This window comes from Paenibacillus sp. J22P218, from assembly GCF_056269195.1.
The window spans coordinates 675,452-692,554 of the sequence record NZ_JBWDNL010000002.1; the positions used below are offsets into that span (position 1 = coordinate 675,452).

Annotated in this window: 14 protein-coding genes; 13 read left to right on the forward strand and 1 reads right to left on the reverse strand. The window is 52.6% G+C overall.

All coding sequences use genetic code 11. From position 1 onward, the window contains the following. The first annotated feature begins 156 nt into the window (after positions 1–156). The gene (locus AC0YN0_RS11830) at positions 157–588 is read left to right on the forward strand and encodes an NUDIX hydrolase (protein ID WP_475821437.1); all 432 of its coding nucleotides are present in this window, start codon (positions 157–159) and stop codon (positions 586–588) included. 18 nt (positions 589–606) lie between these two features. Here AC0YN0_RS11830 and AC0YN0_RS11835 read toward each other — a convergent pair whose 3' ends face one another. Further along, entirely contained in the window at positions 607–1,584 is a 978-nt protein-coding gene (locus AC0YN0_RS11835) for a Na/Pi cotransporter family protein (RefSeq protein WP_475821438.1), read from the reverse strand. A gap of 129 nt (positions 1,585–1,713) precedes the next feature. On the opposite strand from AC0YN0_RS11835, the gene AC0YN0_RS11840 reads away from it, so the two are divergent. From AC0YN0_RS11840 to yqfD, 12 genes are all read left to right on the forward strand, one after another. Continuing rightward, on the forward strand, positions 1,714–3,093 hold the full coding sequence (locus tag AC0YN0_RS11840) for a class I SAM-dependent rRNA methyltransferase (RefSeq protein ID WP_475821439.1): 1,380 nt from the start codon (positions 1,714–1,716) through the stop codon (positions 3,091–3,093). A gap of 50 nt (positions 3,094–3,143) precedes the next feature. Continuing rightward, the gene (addB, locus tag AC0YN0_RS11845; protein ID WP_475821440.1) at positions 3,144–6,653 is read left to right on the forward strand and encodes a helicase-exonuclease AddAB subunit AddB; all 3,510 of its coding nucleotides are present in this window, start codon (positions 3,144–3,146) and stop codon (positions 6,651–6,653) included. 8 nt (positions 6,654–6,661) lie between these two features. Continuing rightward, complete coding sequence (gene addA, locus AC0YN0_RS11850) at positions 6,662–10,573, forward strand: helicase-exonuclease AddAB subunit AddA (protein ID WP_475821441.1); 3,912 nt, start codon at positions 6,662–6,664, stop codon at positions 10,571–10,573. A gap of 37 nt (positions 10,574–10,610) precedes the next feature. Beyond that, positions 10,611–11,207, forward strand: coding sequence for a hypothetical protein (locus AC0YN0_RS11855; RefSeq protein ID WP_475821442.1), 597 nt, complete (start codon positions 10,611–10,613; stop codon positions 11,205–11,207). Positions 11,208–11,313: 106 nt separating this feature from the next. Beyond that, complete coding sequence (locus AC0YN0_RS11860; protein ID WP_475821443.1) at positions 11,314–11,667, forward strand: histidine triad nucleotide-binding protein; 354 nt, start codon at positions 11,314–11,316, stop codon at positions 11,665–11,667. Between the two features lie 86 nt (positions 11,668–11,753). Then, positions 11,754–11,927, forward strand: coding sequence for a 30S ribosomal protein S21 (rpsU, locus tag AC0YN0_RS11865; protein ID WP_005547957.1), 174 nt, complete (start codon positions 11,754–11,756; stop codon positions 11,925–11,927). Positions 11,928–11,942: 15 nt separating this feature from the next. After that, entirely contained in the window at positions 11,943–12,386 is a 444-nt protein-coding gene (locus AC0YN0_RS11870) for a GatB/YqeY domain-containing protein (RefSeq protein ID WP_307201876.1), read from the forward strand. 127 nt (positions 12,387–12,513) lie between these two features. Further along, a complete protein-coding gene (locus AC0YN0_RS11875; RefSeq protein ID WP_475821444.1) occupies positions 12,514–13,893 on the forward strand; it encodes an NfeD family protein in 1,380 nt (459 codons plus the stop codon). A 41-nt stretch (positions 13,894–13,934) separates the two neighbouring features. Beyond that, the gene (floA, locus tag AC0YN0_RS11880; RefSeq protein ID WP_337101601.1) at positions 13,935–14,930 is read left to right on the forward strand and encodes a flotillin-like protein FloA; all 996 of its coding nucleotides are present in this window, start codon (positions 13,935–13,937) and stop codon (positions 14,928–14,930) included. A gap of 3 nt (positions 14,931–14,933) precedes the next feature. Continuing rightward, positions 14,934–15,383, forward strand: coding sequence for a hypothetical protein (locus AC0YN0_RS11885; protein WP_475821445.1), 450 nt, complete (start codon positions 14,934–14,936; stop codon positions 15,381–15,383). A gap of 208 nt (positions 15,384–15,591) precedes the next feature. Then, on the forward strand, positions 15,592–15,870 hold the full coding sequence (gene yqfC, locus AC0YN0_RS11890) for a sporulation protein YqfC (RefSeq protein WP_475821446.1): 279 nt from the start codon (positions 15,592–15,594) through the stop codon (positions 15,868–15,870). A 36-nt stretch (positions 15,871–15,906) separates the two neighbouring features. Next, positions 15,907–17,100 (forward strand): sporulation protein YqfD, encoded by a 1,194-nt coding sequence (gene yqfD, locus AC0YN0_RS11895; RefSeq protein WP_475821447.1) that lies wholly within the window; start codon positions 15,907–15,909, stop codon positions 17,098–17,100. Positions 17,101–17,103: the final 3 nt, after the last annotated feature.

Genomic DNA, 17,103 nt, shown 5'->3' on the forward strand with positions numbered 1-17,103 from the left:
TCATTGCTACTGGAAAAGAGGAAGGAATCCTTTGCTGCAATTATAACCAACTATGGCTTGTCTGCAATCGATCCTGATGATGAGCAATTGCTGGCAGCAGGCAAGTGTTTCATGCTGGATATACTAATCATTAAACGTAGCAAGGGGGAAGCGGAGATGAAGGAAATATCTGCTGGAGGCGTCGTCTATCGTCGAACTGCGGAAGGAAAGCTTCAAATTCAGCTTATTCAGGACCGATACGGCAAAGTATCTCTGCCCAAAGGCAAGATGGAGACGGGCGAGACGGTTGAGCAGACGGCGCTTCGCGAGATTGTTGAGGAGACGGGAATGGAAGGCGTCATTATTGCTCCGATCGATCAAATCAAATATCAGTACGAGCATGAGAAGCTTGGATTAGTGGACAAAGAAGTTCATTATTATTTAGTCGAGGCTGTTGGAGGCTCGCTCCAGGCGCAGGTCGAAGAAATTCGCGGCGTCGATTGGTTCGAACCGAAGGAAGCGTGGAGACGCCAGAAGCAATCCGGCTATGACAACAATCATCGGATTGTCGCTGGCGCATTCCAACTTCTTGGGTTGTCGACTGATTAACGGTTTCTGAGTGGGTGCTTACTTCTGTGGATCGAGTCCGCGCACGGCGGGCAAGTAGCAGAAAGGAAGCGCCAGCAGGGAACTTAGTATGTTGAACACGGTTTGGGCGCGCGCGATCTGTCCCGCAGGTGATTCAGACAGCCACTCTGACAGATTAGAGAGCTCTGGAAGGAAAGGCAAGAACAGCAATGCGCCCCCGGCATTCAGCAGGACATGGGACAGCGCTACGTACTGGCCTGCCTTCGAGCCGCCAATCGACGCAAGCATGGCGGTGAAGCAGGTGCCGATATTGGCGCCGAGCACAACGGTGATTCCGATCTCCAGCGGCATTGCGCCAATCGCAGTGAAGCCCATTACTAAGCCAATCACGGCTGCGCTGCTGTGAACGGCAGCAGTCAGAAGCGCACCCGCTGCAATTCCCCACCACAGGCTGTCGTCCGCTTTTCCAATAAACCAATTGAACATATCGCTTTGCTGCACGGCAGGTCCAATGGATTGCATCATCGCCATGCCAGTCAAAAGCAGGCCGAAGCCGCATAGAACAACTGACGCAGAACGGATCGGATTAAGTTTCGGAGACAAATGTCGAAGCCATGGGAGCAGCCTGACCTCCCCGGTCAGAGCAGTTAGCAGCCAAACTCCGATGGATACGATCATGATCGGAATAGCGAGTTTGTTCAAATTTAATCCGATAAGTTCCGTTGTCAGACAGGTGCCGATGTTCGTTCCTAATATGATGCCAAGCGTTCTTGGAAAGGTGAGCAGGCCCGCGTTGACGAGACCGATCGAAATGACGGTTACAGCGGTGCTGCTTTGGAGAAAAGCGGTCGTTGCCGTGCCGATGGCGAGTCCGTGGACGGGCGTCGCCGTCGAACGCCGCAGCATCATGGTCAGATAAGGTCCCGCAAGTTGATGAAGGGCAAGCTCCATAAGCTTCATCCCGCACATAAATATGGAGAAGCCAAGCAGCATGGGGATAAGGATGGATTGAAGCATAGCGAATCTCCTTTTATGAATATATGAGTGCCATCAAAGGGGCCAACAAGCCGTTAGCGGCTGCAACTATACATATGCTGGAAGTAAGACAAGCATGACAAGCTTTGAGCAGAGAGGGCGTTAAGAAAAATGGGTAATGCAAAACTTTTTCTACTGAAATCGCGCAAAAAGAGGTTGGAGCAAGGCCATCCGTGGATTTACGCAAGTGAAATCGATCGCTTGGAGGGTGAGGCGAAAGCAGGGGATCTGGTCGATGTCGTGAACCATCAAGGGCGGTATTTGGCGACTGGCTATTGGAATCCTAAATCGCAGATTACCGTTAGGATTGTATCTTACTCGCCGATGGAGGAAATGGACGGCTCATACTTCCGCAGCCGATTCGAGCAATGCAAGGAGCATCGCGCTCGGTTCGTGAACGATTCCGATTGCAGACTCGTCTATGGCGAAGCTGATTACCTGCCGGGACTCGTTGTCGATCGATTTGGAGGCGTACTCGTCATTCAAGTGCTGACGCTTGGAATGGACGCACGAAGAGAAGCCATTGTAGAACAACTGGTTGCGGTGTTCCAGCCCAAAGGTATTTATGAGCGCAGCGATGTCGGCGTACGCGTGCTAGAGGGGCTTGAGGAGCGGACAGGCGTCTTGTACGGTGATTGCCCGGCTATCGTGGAAATTGTAGAAAACGGACTCAAAGTCGAGGTGGATATTGTCGAGGGTCAGAAGACGGGGTATTTCTTCGACCAACGGGAGAATCGCGCTTCCATTGCCCCCCTCATGAAAGGCTGGGGTGCCCGCAGCGGCATTCATTTGCAGTCTGATCCGTCCTTGAAGAACGAGGGTTCTGATGGCGGACAAGACCGTCTTGTTCCGGTTAATGCGAACGGCAAAGTTGTGACATTTCCCTATTGGGACGGTGCCACGGTACTGGAATGTTTTGCCCATACGGGCAGCTTCACGCTTCACGCATGCAAGTACGGAGCGAAGAAGGTCACTTGCCTGGATATTTCGGAGCATGCGATCGATACCGCGCGTCGTAATGCGGAGCGCAACGGTTTCACCGATCGGGTCGAGTTCGTCGTTGCGGATGCGTTCGATTATTTGCGCTCGCAGGTGAAGGGGCTGGATGAACGCAAGCAACGCGGCAGCGGAGGCGTTGACACGTCGAAGCCGCTAGCGAGTGCAGGAAGATCATGGGATGTCGTCATTCTCGATCCGCCGGCCTTCGCGAAGACGAAGAGCGCGGTGCCTGGGGCAATACGCGGTTATAAGGATATTAACCTGCAAGGGATGAAGCTCGTTAACGAAGGCGGCTATCTAGTAACGGCTAGCTGCTCTTATCATATGAAGCCGGAGCTGTTCTTGGAGACGATCCAAGATGCCGCTGCCGATGCTGGCAAGCTGCTGCGATTAATCGAGTGGCGCGCTGCAGGCAAGGATCATCCCCAGCTTCTCGGTGTAAGCGAAGGTCATTACTTGAAGTTCGCCGTATTCGAGGTTAGGAGCAAGTAAGCTAGAAAGTACGAAAGCAAACAAGGTGTGGGAGAAGGGGAGAATGGGTTATGTCGCTGCGCTATGTCATCGGTCGATCGGGAGCAGGCAAGACGACCTGCTGCCTTAATGAAATTCGCGACAGGCTTAAGGAGAAGCCTGACGGCGGACCGCTTATTATGCTTGTGCCGGAACAGGCTACATTCCAAACCGAATACGCACTCCTCCAGGATAGCGATTTGAACGGTACGATCAGGGCGCAAGCGCTGAGCTTTCGCCGACTTGCGTTCCGCGTTATGCAGGAGACCGGCGGGACGTCTCTTGTGCCGATCAATGATACGGGCAAGCATATGCTGCTCTACAAGATCGTTCATAAGTTTGGCTCGCAGCTTAAGCTGTTTCAGAGCGGCGCTGAGCAGCCCGGCTTTATTGATCGGCTTGCCGAGCTGCTGACGGAGTGGAAACGTTATGGCGTCGACTCCGAGCAATTAAAGCGCAATATGAGTGAGCCTTCAAGCGAACACTCGGAACTGCTTAAGCGCAAGCTGCATGATCTCCAGCTGGTGTATGGACAGATGGAGCAAGAGCTTGCCGGCAAATATATCGACGCAGAGGATTATTTGTATTATTTGCGTCAAGGGTTCGCCGATGCGCCGTCGATGCGCGGTGCTGAGATATGGATCGACGGCTTCTACGGCTTCACGCCAACGGAATATGAAGCGCTGGGGGCGCTGCTCGCATCCGGTGCGAGCATAACGATATCGCTAACGTTGGATCGTCCCTATCCTCGCGGAGAGCAGCCTCATGAGCTCGAACTGTTCCATCCGACGGCAGAGACTTATAACAAGCTGATGGAACTCGCGGTTGCTAACGATGTAGAAGTACTGCCTCCTGTGCTGCTCGGAGATACGAACCTGGGCCGATTCAGCGGCAGCCCGATGCTGGCTCATATCGAGAAGCATTACGGCGATCGCGTACCGATGTTACTGCAAGGTAAGACGTTACTGCAAGCCGAGCACGAGCATTGCGGCTTGTCTTTGCATGCGGCCGTGAACAGGCGGGCAGAGGTAGAAGCAGTAGCTAGAGATATGGTTAGAAGAGCAAGAACAGAGCAGCTGAGATGGCGCGATATGGCTGTTATGGTTCGTAATGCGGAAGATTATTCGGATTATATCGGACTTATTTTTGCCGATTACGGCATTCCCTTCTTCGTCGATCAGAAGCAGAAGGCGCTTCATCATCCGCTCGTTGAGTTCATTCGCTCCGCCTTGGAAACGGTGCTGTTCGGCTGGCGTTATGATGCCGTGTTTCGGTGCATCAAGACGGAAATGCTGTTCCCTATTGAGGACAGCCTTCCGAGAGAATGGTTCGACTTATTGGAGAATTATGCGCTCGCGGCCGGCATTGACGGGTGGAAGTGGCTTGACCGGAAGCGCTGGCAGCCTCTCGTTCAACAGTCGCTGGATGACGATTCCGATATGGAGACAAAGATTAGCGAGAAGCAGCAGCGCGAATTCGACATCGTCTTCGCAGCCAGAGAAGCGGTTGTGCCTCCGCTTCGCCGTTTCGGCGAGGCGTTAGCCAAAGCGGATAACGTGCAAGCGATGTGCGAGGCGCTGTACCGATTGCTTGACCATATCGATGCCGCTGATAAGTTGGAACGTTGGAGCAGGCAAGATACGGAAGCCGGCAGTGTCCAGCGGGCCAGAAGCCACCGACAGCTTTGGGACGGCGTCATGCTGCTGCTCGATCAGCTTGTCGAGCTTGCCGGAGGGCAGCAGGTTACACCGGAGCTGTTCGCTGGCATGGTGGAAGCGGGATTGGACAGTTTGAAGCTGGCTTCTGTTCCGCCTGCGCTCGATCAGGTGCTGATAGGCAGCATGGATCGGACACGATCCGGACATGTAGGGGTTTGTTATGTATTAGGCGCTAACGATGGCGTTGTGCCGATGCGTGTGAAGGAAGACGGTATTTTGACCGAGGCGGAGCGGGAACAGCTTGCCGAGGATGGCACCCCGATGGCGCCTGGCGTCAGACGCCGCTTATTGGACGAGCGCTTCATGATCTACAACGCTTTAACGACGCCAAGCCGGCACCTGTGGCTTAGCTGGGCGCAGGCGGACGAGGAGGGCAAGAGCTTGCTCCCTTCGGAGATTGTGCGGCATATGAGGCAGCTGTTTCCCGGTATTCCTATTGACGCTTCAGCGGCGCAGCCGTCAGCAGCCTTGTCTGACGAGGAGCAGCGCCGATTCATTGCACATCCGCAACGGGCCTTATCTTATTTGATTGCTGCGCTTCGGGATTACCGGCAGGAAGGACGTATTGCTCCGTTTTGGTGGGACATCTACAACTGGTTCGCCGTTCGGCCGGAATGGCAGCATAAGCTTGAAGGGCTCGTCTCGTCGCTAGGCTATATGAATCAGGAGTTATATATTCGTCAGGAAACCGCAAGAGAGTTGTATGGCGAACGGCTTAAGGTAAGCGTCTCGCGAATGGAACGTTTCGTCGCTTGTCCGTTCCAGCACTTCGCCATTCACGGTTTGAAGCTCCGCGAGAGACGGATGTACAGACTCGCAGCGCCCGATGTGGGACAACTGTTCCATGCCGCGCTTAGCCGGATGGCTAGCGGACTCGGCGGCAAATGGGGAGCGATGCCGCCTGCGGAAATTAAGGCAGCGGCAGATCAGACTGTCGATGAGCTGATTCCGAAGCTACAATCGCAGATTTTGCTTAGCAGCGGACGCTTCCAGTATATAGCGCGGAAGCTGAAGGAAATCGTAGGACAAGCGGCTGCCATGCTAGGTGAGCATGCAAGAAGAGCGCAGTTCCAGCCTGTAGGCACGGAAATTGATTTTGGACCAGACGGCACTCTGCCTTCACTTATCATTCCGCTGCCTGCAGGCGGCGAGATCGAAATCATTGGAAGGATTGATCGCGTCGATGCGGCACAGACGGATGACGGCTTGCTGCTGCGCGTTCTTGACTACAAATCCAGCGCAACACACTTGAAGCTGGAGGAAGTCATTCACGGCTTGTCTCTGCAAATGCTGACGTATCTCGACGTGCTCGTTACCCATTCCTCGGTATGGCTTGGACAGGAAGCTTCCCCGGCAGGCGTACTTTATTTCCATGTGCATAATCCGGTGCTGACACTGCCTAACGGACTTGGTAAAGCTGAAGCAAGCGGACAACTGCTTAAGCGGTTCAAAATGCGAGGTCTCGTCACCGCGCATGCGGAGACGGTCAGACTGATGGATGACGAGCTGGAAACCGGTTACTCGGAGCTTCTTCCTGTAGCGCTTAAGCGCGACGGCAGCTTCTACAGCAGTTCGTCGGTCGTAACGAACGATCAATGGGACAAGCTGCGCCGATCCGTACGAGGTGAGATTGCCCGTATCGGAGAGTCGATTCAAGGAGGCAAAGTATCGATTGAGCCCTATCGGATGGGGGCGAAGTCCCCTTGCCAATATTGCGATTATAAAGCGGTATGCCAGTTTGATACGCTGTTCGAAGGCAATGATTACAGAAAGCTGAACAAGCCAGGCAAGGATGAAATATGGCAGCAGCTCGAGAAGGAGTGACGGCACCGATGACAGCAACTGTACAACAACCAAAACCTGCGAACAGCACTTGGACGGACGATCAGTGGGATGCGATCGTGACGAGCGGCTCTAACGTGCTTGTCGCCGCTGCTGCCGGCTCGGGCAAGACTGCCGTCCTTGTTGAGAGGATTATTCGCAAAATATCGGCTAATAGCGACGTTGACCGATTGCTCGTGGCTACCTTCACGAAGGCCGCGGCGGCAGAGATGAAGGATCGTATCCGCATTGCGCTTGAGAAAGAGTTGGAGCGTAAGCCGGATTCGGAGCATTTGCGCAAGCAGCTTGCCCTTATGAACCGCGCTTCGATTACGACATTGCATTCTTTCTGTCTAGACGTCATCCGCCGCTATTATCCATTAATCGGTTTAGATCCGGGTTTTCGAATTGCGAATGAAACGGAAAGCGAGCTTATGCGTCTCGACGTTCTAGACCAGCTGTTCGAGCGCAAATACGAGTCGTCGGGAGATAACGGCGCTTTCCTGAAGCTTGCCGACAAATTCGGCGGCGAGCGCGGAGATGAGCCGCTCTACCGCCTTGTCCAGCAGCTGTATGATTTTGCGCAAAGCCATCCTTGGCCTTCGTATTGGCTGAGTCAGACTGCCGCGGCATTTGAGCTTAACGATACCGCTGAGCTCGGCGACAGCGATTGGGTGAAGAGCTTGTCGGGCCATGTACTTCTAACGTTGGAAGGGGCGGCTTCGCTGCTGCTGCAGGCGATGGATTTAACGCGTGAGCCAGGCGGTCCTTCGCCATATGCGGCTACCATCGAAGAAGATCTTCAGCTCGTAGAGCAACTGATTGCAAGCGTGAAGGCGCAGGGCTGGGAGAACTGGTCTGAGCCGTTCCAGTCGGCACAGTTCGGCAAGCTGAAGGCGATGCGCGGCGACGAATATAACAAGGACCTCCAAGAGCAGGCGAAGGCGCTTCGCGATCAAGCGAAGAAGCTTATAGCCGGGCTGGCAGCCGAATTATTCGGACGGGACGCCGAACAGTTTCTCGGGGAGTTGCAGGAGCTGGCGCCGTTAATGGCGACGCTGGCAGAGCTGGTTATTGCATTTGGTGAAGGTTATGAAGCGGCCAAGAGAGCGAAAGGGTTGCTGGATTTCGGCGATTTGGAGCATTATTGCCTGCGGATACTTCGTGATCCGAGCTCGACGCCGGGCGAGCTGAAGCCTTCGATTGCCGCGCTCGAGTTCCAGCAGCAGTTCGACGAAATATTGCTGGATGAGTATCAAGATACGAACATGGTGCAGGAAGCGATCGTATCGCTGATTGAACGAGCAGGGAGCGGCAATCGGTTCATGGTTGGCGACGTGAAGCAGAGCATCTATCGATTCCGTCTTGCCGATCCTACCTTGTTCTTGCGGAAATACAAATCGTATGCGACAAGGAAGGAGCTTGAGGCTGCCGGCATTGCGAATGCGGAGCAAGGGCTGCGCATTGATCTCGCTCGCAACTTCCGCAGCCGATCCGAAGTCGTGGACGGTGTTAATGACGTATTCCGTTCGATCATGCGAGAGAACGTGGCCGAGATGGATTATGACCGCCGTGCTGAGCTCGTGTGCGGAGCATCTTATCCGTCGCCTCCGCTGCAATCATCGAATGCTTTCCAAATTCAATTCGCCGTGTTGGACAAAGGCAAAGGCGGAGATCAAGAAGACAGCGAGGACGAATCCGGAGAAAACGGCTACTCATCGGCAGCAGAAGATGAATCTGATGATGAAGCGGCCGGCGGAGCGGTTGCCGTAGACAACACGCAAGAGCTTAAGACGGCTCAGCTTGAAGCGAGATGGATTGCCGAACAGATTCGTTCTATGCTGGATAACGGCTTCGACGTCTACGACGGCAAAAACCGCGTGAACAGGCCGATGCAGTGGCGCGACATCGTTATCCTGCTTCGGGCGACACAGCAGTGGGCACCGATCATCATTGAGGAGCTGCAAGCGGCAGGCATTCCCGCTTATGCGGAGCTTAGCAGCGGCTACTTCGATGCAACGGAGGTGGAGACGATGCTCTCCATGCTGAGGGTCATCGACAATCCGTATCAGGATATTCCGCTGGCCGCCGCGCTTCGATCACCGCTCTTCTCGCTTCAGGCGGAGGAGCTAGCGAACATCCGCATCCCATCTCCAGGCTCCACGTATTACGACGCGGTTCTTCGGGCGGCTGTTGACGGCCGTTTGGACGAAGAAACGAGACGCAAGCTGAATGGCTTTCTTATTCGTCTGGATAGGTGGCGCAATGAAGCGAGACAGGGTTCGCTTGCAGATTTGTTATGGGATATTTACCGGGAGACCGGCTACTTTGATTTTGTCGGCGGCTTGCCGGGAGGCGTTCAGCGCCAAGCTAACTTGCGAGCGCTTCATGACCGCGCGCGCCAGTATGAGGCGACTTCATTCCGAGGTCTGTTCCGTTTCCTCCGCTTCATCGAACGAATGAGGGACAGCGGCGGCGACTTAGGTACGGCAAGAGCGCTGGGCGAACAGGAAGACGTCGTTAGAATTATGTCCATTCATAAGAGTAAAGGACTTGAATTCCCGATTGTATTCGTTGCTGGGCTAGGGAAGATGTTCAATCAGCAAGATATTCGCAGCTCCTTCCTCATGCACAAGCAGCTTGGCTTCGGCCCTCGTGTCGTCGATACGGAGCTGCGCATCAGCTATCCGTCATTATCTTATCTGTCCATTAGACGTACGATGCGCATGGAGATGCTAGCGGAGGAAATGCGTATTCTATACGTCGCCTTAACGCGTCCGAAGGAGAAAATGTTTCTTGTCGGCACCGTTTCAGACGCCGAATCCAAGCTTAAGCGCTGGCTGACCTCGATAGATGCGGAAGGACAGTTATCCGATTTCCGAATCGCCTCGGCTCGTTCGTTCATGGATTGGTTAGGTCCGCTTGCAGCAAGCCAGATGCAGTTATCGTTATCGGATGCCGAGGATGAACGACGCGCGTCCGGACTGGAATGGAGGAGCGGCATCGTACCGGCGTCGATGCTCGGCATGGAAGCGGCAGCCGCTGCCGAACAACATGAGCTTGGTGCCGAGAAGGAAGAACGGCTTCAAGCTGTAGCCTCACTCGCCCTGCTAGAAGACGCGGCAGTCGATGAGCAGCTTCGCGGCCGCTTGGAGTGGGAGTATCCGCACCAAGAAGCGTCAAGAATTGCTGCGAAGACATCGGTGACCGAGATGAAACGTCTATATGCGGAAATGCCTGAAGAAGCGGCCGCCGAACATCATACATGGGAAGAAGGACAACCGCAAACGGGATCAGACGGCCAATCATCATCGCAGGTTAGTCCGACTTCTGAGACCGCCAGCGGCAGCTATACGTTCAGGCTTCGCAGGCCCGCCTTCATGGAGGAAATCGCCTTAACTGCAGCCGAGAAAGGATCGGCGAACCATCTGCTTATGCAGCATGTGTCGCTCACGGCGCCAGCAGATCGAGAGCAGTTGCAGAACACGCTCGATTCGATGATAGATAAGCGTTTATTGTCAATAAAGCATGCAGAAGCAATTGATTTGGATGCTGTAGCGGCGTTTTTTAAAAGTAAGCTTGGTGTAAGGCTTCGCGGCGCGCAGTGGGTTAGACGAGAGGTGCCGTTCAGCTGTATGTTCCCTGCGAATCGCGTTTATCCAGGATCTGGAGATACGCTTGCGGCCGAGCCGATATTGATTCAAGGCGTTATCGACTGTTTATTCGAAGATGAGAACGGTGTTGTCCTGCTTGATTACAAGACTGACCGCATCTACATGAAGGACTGGGATCTTGCTGCCGAGCGTCACCGCTTCCAGCTTGAGCTGTATGCTGAAGCGATTGAGGCGGTATTGGGAAGACATATTGACGAAAGCTATGTGTTTTTCTTCGATGGCGGCACATCCGTTAGGATTAGGGGTTAGAGGTTCGAGGTCAACAGTGAAAAGGAGTGCTGAAGCAATGGAGAAGCAGAACGCGGGCAAACGTCCAATCGCATTGCCCATTACGCTTGTCCTGCTCGTATTCAGCTTGATCGGCAACGTGTTTTTATATTCACAATATTTGCAGAACAAGCAGCAGAACAATTACGAGTTTGGACAAACAGTTGTTGAGAAGCTGACGGAATCACGCTTATACGCGCAAGAAATGATCAAAGTGATGGATGGGCTAGCGCAGAGCTCCACTCAAGCAGACCGTTACGAACAGGCCTATCAGATCGGCCGGACAGCTGCGCTTGGCTACGCGGTCTGCGAGCTGATGACCGAAGCCGGACGGCTGTCTGAGTCTGATGCCGCAAGCGGCGCAGAGGAAGCGGAAGCGTATGTCAACGCTGCGGCCGCCAAGCTGACGGGAATTGCTCATCAGGAAGGAAAGCTCAGCGATAATGATCAAGATCAGCTTGCTGCGCTAAAGGCTGATTTCGAGGAGATGGAGCAAGCGCTTGGCGGCTTCAATTACGCGATCGGCGAGAATCGGGCAGCGTCGATTCGGCTTGCAAGCGGTCTTGAATGGCTGGATATCGCGAAGAAAATGGAGCAAGTAATCAAGCGGCAATAAATCAAAATCGACACCTCCTTTGCACCGTTTTCACGTTGGATTGGACGAGGACTCTATTTTTCGTTATGATAGTAGAGTAAATACGGTCGCAAAGGGGTGAATTCAAATGGATTGTCTTTTTTGCAAAATCGTTGAAGGAACAGTTCCGTCGACGAAAGTGTATGAAAGCGACTCAGTTCTTGCATTCCGCGATATCGCACCTGCAGCGCCCGTACATATCATAATCATTCCGAAGAAGCATATTGCGACGATGAATGACGTTACCGATGAAGACGATGCCGTGATAGCAGAAATATTCAAGGCTGCCCGCGAAATTGCGAAGGAGCTAGGAATAGCGGAGTCTGGCTATCGGTTAATTAACAACGTAAACGCAGACGGCGGTCAGACCTTTTTTCATCTTCATGTCCATCTGTTAGGCGGCAAGAATGTTGGCCCATTATTGGCAGATAACCAAAGTTGACTTTCGCTTTTGGTTTGACATATAATGAAATTTGATAAACCGTGTTATAAGCTCTGGACGGTCTGTTTCGGAGGGAGGGAAAACTGGTGTCTGAAACTAAAGTTCGTAAAAACGAAACTATTGATGCTGCGCTTCGCCGCTTTAAACGTTCCATCGCTAAAGATGGTGTTTTAGCTGAGGTGAAGAAACGCAAGCATTATGAAAAGCCAAGCGTGAAGCGCAAGAAGAAGTCCGAGGCTGCGCGTAAGAGAAAGTTTTAGGAGGATCCTTCCACAATGAACCTGAGCGAAAGATTGAACGACGATATGAAGCAAGCGATGAAGGATAAGGACAAGTTTAAGTTGTCCACAATTCGTATGATGCGTGCGGCAATGAAAAACTTGGAGATCGATCTTAAGCGCCCTTTGGAAGATACCGAAGTGCTTGATATATTAAGTCGTGAGATCAAACAACGTAAAGATTCCCTCCAAGAATTTAAGAAGGCCGGCCGTGACGATCTCGTTACGGATCTTGCAGCGGAAATTGAAATTATTAGTCAATACCTTCCCGAGCAGCTGACTGAAGAAGAGATTAAAGCGATTGTAACGCAGACCATCCAGGAACTCGGTGCTTCTTCCAAAGCCGACATGGGGAAAGTTATGGGCGCTCTTTTGCCAAAAACAAAAGGACGTGCTGACGGTAAACTAGTAAATCAGTTTGTACAGCAATTTCTGCAATAACGATATGTTCGGACTGCAAACACCCCTTAACCGGGGTGTTTTTTGCTATGTGCGTGTATTTATTTGAAACAATTTCGTCACAATTTCGTAGTAGGGAATACGACAATGAAAAGGGGGTAGCCTTATCTTGTACAATTCGAAATGGCGCAACAAGGCGGTCCGCGTTCCAATATTAACGCTGCTGCTGACTGTACTGATAGCCGGCATGTTGCCGTGGTTGACGGAAACAGCGCAAGCGGATACGACGTCTCCTATCGGGCCTGCTGTCTACATCGTACCGGTCAAGCAGACGGTGGAGTCAGGACTTCAGTCTTTTCTAGAAAGGGCTTACAAGGAAGCGGAGGAAGCAAATGCCGAGCATATTATCCTCGTAGTTAACACTTTAGGCGGTAAAGTCGTTAATGCGGAGCAGATCGGGCATATGATTCGGTCCAGCGGTATTCCGACAACCGCTTTCGTAGAAGGGAAAGCGGTATCGGCCGGGACCTATATCGCACTGAATGCGGAGCATATCGTGATGCAGCCAGGCAGCACGATTGGCGCAGCGGCAGTTGTGAACGGTTCAGGCGAGCTGATCGACAATCCGAAGACGGTATCGTTCTGGGTGAAGGAAATGATGGAATCTGCCCAGCTGAATGGACGGGATGGCGATATTGCAGCGGCAATGGTCGATCCGTTTATCGAGTTGAAGCTGACAGACAAGATCGGCAGAGATAAGCTCAGAGGAAATATCCTTACGTTGTCGGCAAGCGAAGCGGCAGTGGTTGGTTATTCCGATTACACGGCAAGCTCTGTGAATGACGTCGTTAAATGGTTGCAGCTGGATGGAAGAACACTCGTAGAAGTGAATCCTTCTTTGGCTGAAAACGTCGCAAGATGGTTAGTTAATCCGATTGTGATGACTATTCTGCTTCTGCTTGGCATTGCGGGCATCGTAATCGAGTTGCTCATGCCTGGTTTCGGGGTACCGGGGATAGTCGGCTTGCTTGGCTTCGGACTTTACTTCTTCGGCCATTATGTTGCAGGCTTCGCCGGGATCGAATCCGTCGTGCTGTTTGTAGTCGGCATCGCGTTGCTCGTTATCGAAATTTTCGTGCCGAGCTTCGGTATTCTTGGCCTATTAGGAACGGCAGCTCTAATTACAGGCGTGGTCATTGCGGCTTCCGATCCGATGACCGCTTTCATCTCCATCGTCGTCGCACTTGTGGCGGCTGTACTCGTTATTGCTTTTGTGGTGAAAAGGTATAAGACCAAAGGCATTTGGAATAAGTTTATTTTGCGCGACAAGCTGACAACGGAAGACGGTTATGTATCGGCTGATGCGAAGGACTCTTTGCTGGGACTTGAGGGCATTACAGTAACGCCGCTGCGCCCGTCCGGCACGATCGTGATCGGCGATAACCGGGTTGACGTCGTGACAGCTGGAGAATTCATTCCTGCTGACCGCAAAGTTAAAGTTGTAAAAGCAGAGGGCACATGGGTTGTTGTTAAAGAATGGATAGAGTAAGCTGTCTCTAACTGCTCAAATTCGAATTGGAGGTTGAATACATGACACTTGATCCTGTTGTATCGTTCTTGATTATTGCAGTTGTCGTTATCGTCTTGTTATCTGTTTTTCTAAGCTTCTTCCCGATTATGCTGTGGATATCCGCACTCGCTTCAGGCGTGCGAATCGGCATTATTACGCTCGTCGCTATGCGTCTGCGGCGCGTTGTTCCGAGCCGGATCGTCAATCCGCTCATTAAGGCGACGAAAGCAGGGCTAGGCCTCAATATTAATCAATTAGAGAGTCACTTCCTCGCGGGGGGGAATGTAGACCGCGTCGTGAACGCTCTAATCGCAGCGCAGCGTGCCAATATTCCGTTAATATTCGAACGGGCGGCAGCCATTGACCTTGCGGGCCGCGATGTGCTCCAAGCGGTTCAAATGAGCGTTAATCCGCGCGTCATTGAGACGCCTATCGTTGCAGCCGTAGCGAAGGACGGTATTGAAGTGAAGGTTAAAGCCAGAGTGACCGTTCGGGCCAACATTGATCGACTTGTCGGCGGTGCGGGCGAGGAAACGATTATCGCCCGTGTCGGCGAAGGTATCGTAACGACGGTAGGCTCGTCGAATTCCCATAAGGACGTCTTGGAAAATCCGGATATGATCTCGCGCACGGTGCTTGGCAAAGGACTTGATGCGGGTACGGCATTCGAAATTTTATCCATCGATATCGCGGACGTAGACGTAGGCAAAAACATCGGCGCTCATTTGCAAACCGAGCAAGCTGAAGCCGACAAAAAAATCGCCCAAGCGAAGGCGGAAGAGCGGCGTGCAATGGCGGTTGCGCAGGAGCAGGAGAACAAAGCGAAGGTCGTCGAAATGGAGGCGCGTGTCGTCGAATCCGAATCGCAGGTTCCTTTGGCAATGGCGGAGGCGCTGCGCAGCGGCAAGATCGGCGTTATGGACTACATGAATCTAAAAAATATTGAGGCCGATACCCAAATGCGCAGCTCGATCAGCAAGACAGACGGGCCGGCAGACGGTAAGGACGGCCGTTAAGAGATGCAACTATTCCAGTTCCTGCTCGATAACATCGTTGCGGTAGTCGTTATATTAGGCTTCGTAGCGACATTTATGGGCAAGGCGAAGGATAAGCGTAAGCCGAGGCAAACGGCCAGCTTCGGCGGACAGCCGGCATCTAACCATGCCGAGGAGCTCCAGGAAGAGCGCAGGCGTCAGATCGAGGATCAGCACGCATCGATAGAGAGAGAGCGTCAGAGGGCCCATGAGGCTGATTTGGAGCAGGGACGACGTTTGGCTGAGCGCAAGGCGCGAGAAGAGGCTAGGCGGGCGTCAGAGGCTTCTAGAGCGTCTCATGCCAATATGGCGCATCGCTCAACCCGGATAAGCGGCAATGCAAAGCAGGAATTGCGAGCGGAGGACATCAGACGGGCGGTAATATGGTCGGAAATATTAGGCCCGCCGCGTGCGAAGCGCTCCTATCGCAAATAGTCCAGTTAATACCATATGATTATTCAAGAACGGCTAAGTGAGGCGATAATGTCTTACTTACCGTTCTTTTTGTTGTGTCTTAAAGGCTTCATATTTCCGGTCCGGCGAGCATATTTTTAAAAGATCATCGTGTAATTGAAGCGGGTTTGGCCTTTTACAACAAGAGAGCTAGATGGATAGATCATATCGAGGGGGCATGGAACGAACAATGAGTCGCTTGAAAAAGAGATTTCGCAAACTAACAGCCGATCTGCTTGATATGCCTCAGGACGTCGTCTACGACCTTCCCCGCTTGACAATGATCGGGGATCGCCAATTATATATCGAGAATCATCGGGGAGTCGTCCATTTTTCCACGGATCGTCTGCGTCTCGCTCTCACGAAGGGAGAGCTTGAGGTAACGGGCAGCGATCTGGTTATTCGGACGATCTGGACGGAGGAAGTGTTCATCGAAGGTCATATTGCCAATATCCAATTAATTCCGTGACTTAGGTCATGGAAGACGAACGAGGAGGGGAAAGCAGTGAAATTGCAGAGCACACCGTGGATGAAAGGAATCGTGACGGTTCATATCCGAGGCGGCAAGCATGAACAGCTTGTCAATAAAGCGTTGACCGGGGGACTCGAACTGTCTTCCATACGGTGGACGAGCGGGGGCTTGCTTCAATTTGAAGTATCCGTGAGCGACTATTTCAAACTTCGTGCGTATTTAAAAGAGACAGGCTGCCGCGCGCATGTGGTTCGGCGGAAAGGATTGCCGTTCTGGCTCGTAAAAGCGGAGAAGCGATTGCTGTTCACATCGGGTATTGTTTTGTTTCTGGCAATTATTTTCTTATTGTCCTCGCTCGTCTGGAGTGTCGAAGTGAAAGGCAACGTGAAGCTCACGGAAGAGCAGATTCGCGCAGTTGCCAAGCAAGAGGGGCTGTATCCGCTGCAGTGGTCGTTCAAGCTTGCTGATGCCGACGTATTGTCCAAGCGTCTCGTTACGAAGCTGCCGGGGACGTCGTGGATCGGCGTAGAGAAGAAAGGGACTAAGGTCGTCATCCAAGTCGTGGAATCGACGTCGCCCGACCTGCCGGAGCTGCAGAGCCCGCGTCACTTGGTCGCATCTGCCGATGCGGTCGTTACGCAGATTATTGCCGAGAGAGGCAGACCTGTCGTGAAGAAAAATGCGTTCGTCAAAAAAGGACAAACACTTATCTCGGGAACGATCGGCAATGAGATGCACTCTCAGACCGTCGTCGCCAAAGGCGTAGTCAGAGGGCTCGTCTGGTACCAATTCGACATTGCCGCTCCTCTTACGCAGAAGGCGAAGGTGTATACGGGCGAGAAGAAAACGAAGTGGCATCTTGTGCTTGGTTCGCGTGCTTTGCAAGTCAGCGGGTTCGGCGGGCATGACTACGAGCAATCGGAAACGATTCGCGTGGAGGAGAAGACGGCGTGGCGTCATTGGACGCTTCCGATTGGGCGTTTGAAGGAAACGGTCATGGAAACGGAAATCCAGGAAAGAGAGCTAACCGAAGCTGACGCTCGAAGCATTGGATTGATGGAAGCGAAGGCTGCGGTCATTGATAAAGCGGGAGCGGATGCCGTCATTGTGGACGAAAAGGTTTTGCATGAAAAGACAGACAATGGTAAAGTTTATATGAAAGTTGTTTTTGAAGTCGAGCAATCTATCGTAACCGAAATGCCATTAGTTCAATTACAGGGAGATTGAGAA

What these genes read in the sequence shown, in the direction of transcription:
- AC0YN0_RS11855 (WP_475821442.1), top strand. Translation starts at nt 10,611, where the DNA reads ATGGAGAAGCAGAACGCGGGCAAACGTCCAATCGCATTGCCCATTACG.
- addB (WP_475821440.1), top strand. Translation starts at nt 3,144, where the DNA reads ATGTCGCTGCGCTATGTCATCGGTCGATCGGGAGCAGGCAAGACGACC.
- AC0YN0_RS11885 (WP_475821445.1), top strand. Translation starts at nt 14,934, where the DNA reads ATGCAACTATTCCAGTTCCTGCTCGATAACATCGTTGCGGTAGTCGTT.
- floA (WP_337101601.1), top strand. Translation starts at nt 13,935, where the DNA reads ATGACACTTGATCCTGTTGTATCGTTCTTGATTATTGCAGTTGTCGTT.
- addA (WP_475821441.1), top strand. Translation starts at nt 6,662, where the DNA reads ATGACAGCAACTGTACAACAACCAAAACCTGCGAACAGCACTTGGACG.
- yqfC (WP_475821446.1), top strand. Translation starts at nt 15,592, where the DNA reads ATGAGTCGCTTGAAAAAGAGATTTCGCAAACTAACAGCCGATCTGCTT.
- AC0YN0_RS11835 (WP_475821438.1), bottom strand. Translation starts at nt 1,584, where the DNA reads ATGCTTCAATCCATCCTTATCCCCATGCTGCTTGGCTTCTCCATATTT.
- AC0YN0_RS11840 (WP_475821439.1), top strand. Translation starts at nt 1,714, where the DNA reads ATGGGTAATGCAAAACTTTTTCTACTGAAATCGCGCAAAAAGAGGTTG.
- AC0YN0_RS11860 (WP_475821443.1), top strand. Translation starts at nt 11,314, where the DNA reads ATGGATTGTCTTTTTTGCAAAATCGTTGAAGGAACAGTTCCGTCGACG.
- AC0YN0_RS11870 (WP_307201876.1), top strand. Translation starts at nt 11,943, where the DNA reads ATGAACCTGAGCGAAAGATTGAACGACGATATGAAGCAAGCGATGAAG.
- AC0YN0_RS11830 (WP_475821437.1), top strand. Translation starts at nt 157, where the DNA reads ATGAAGGAAATATCTGCTGGAGGCGTCGTCTATCGTCGAACTGCGGAA.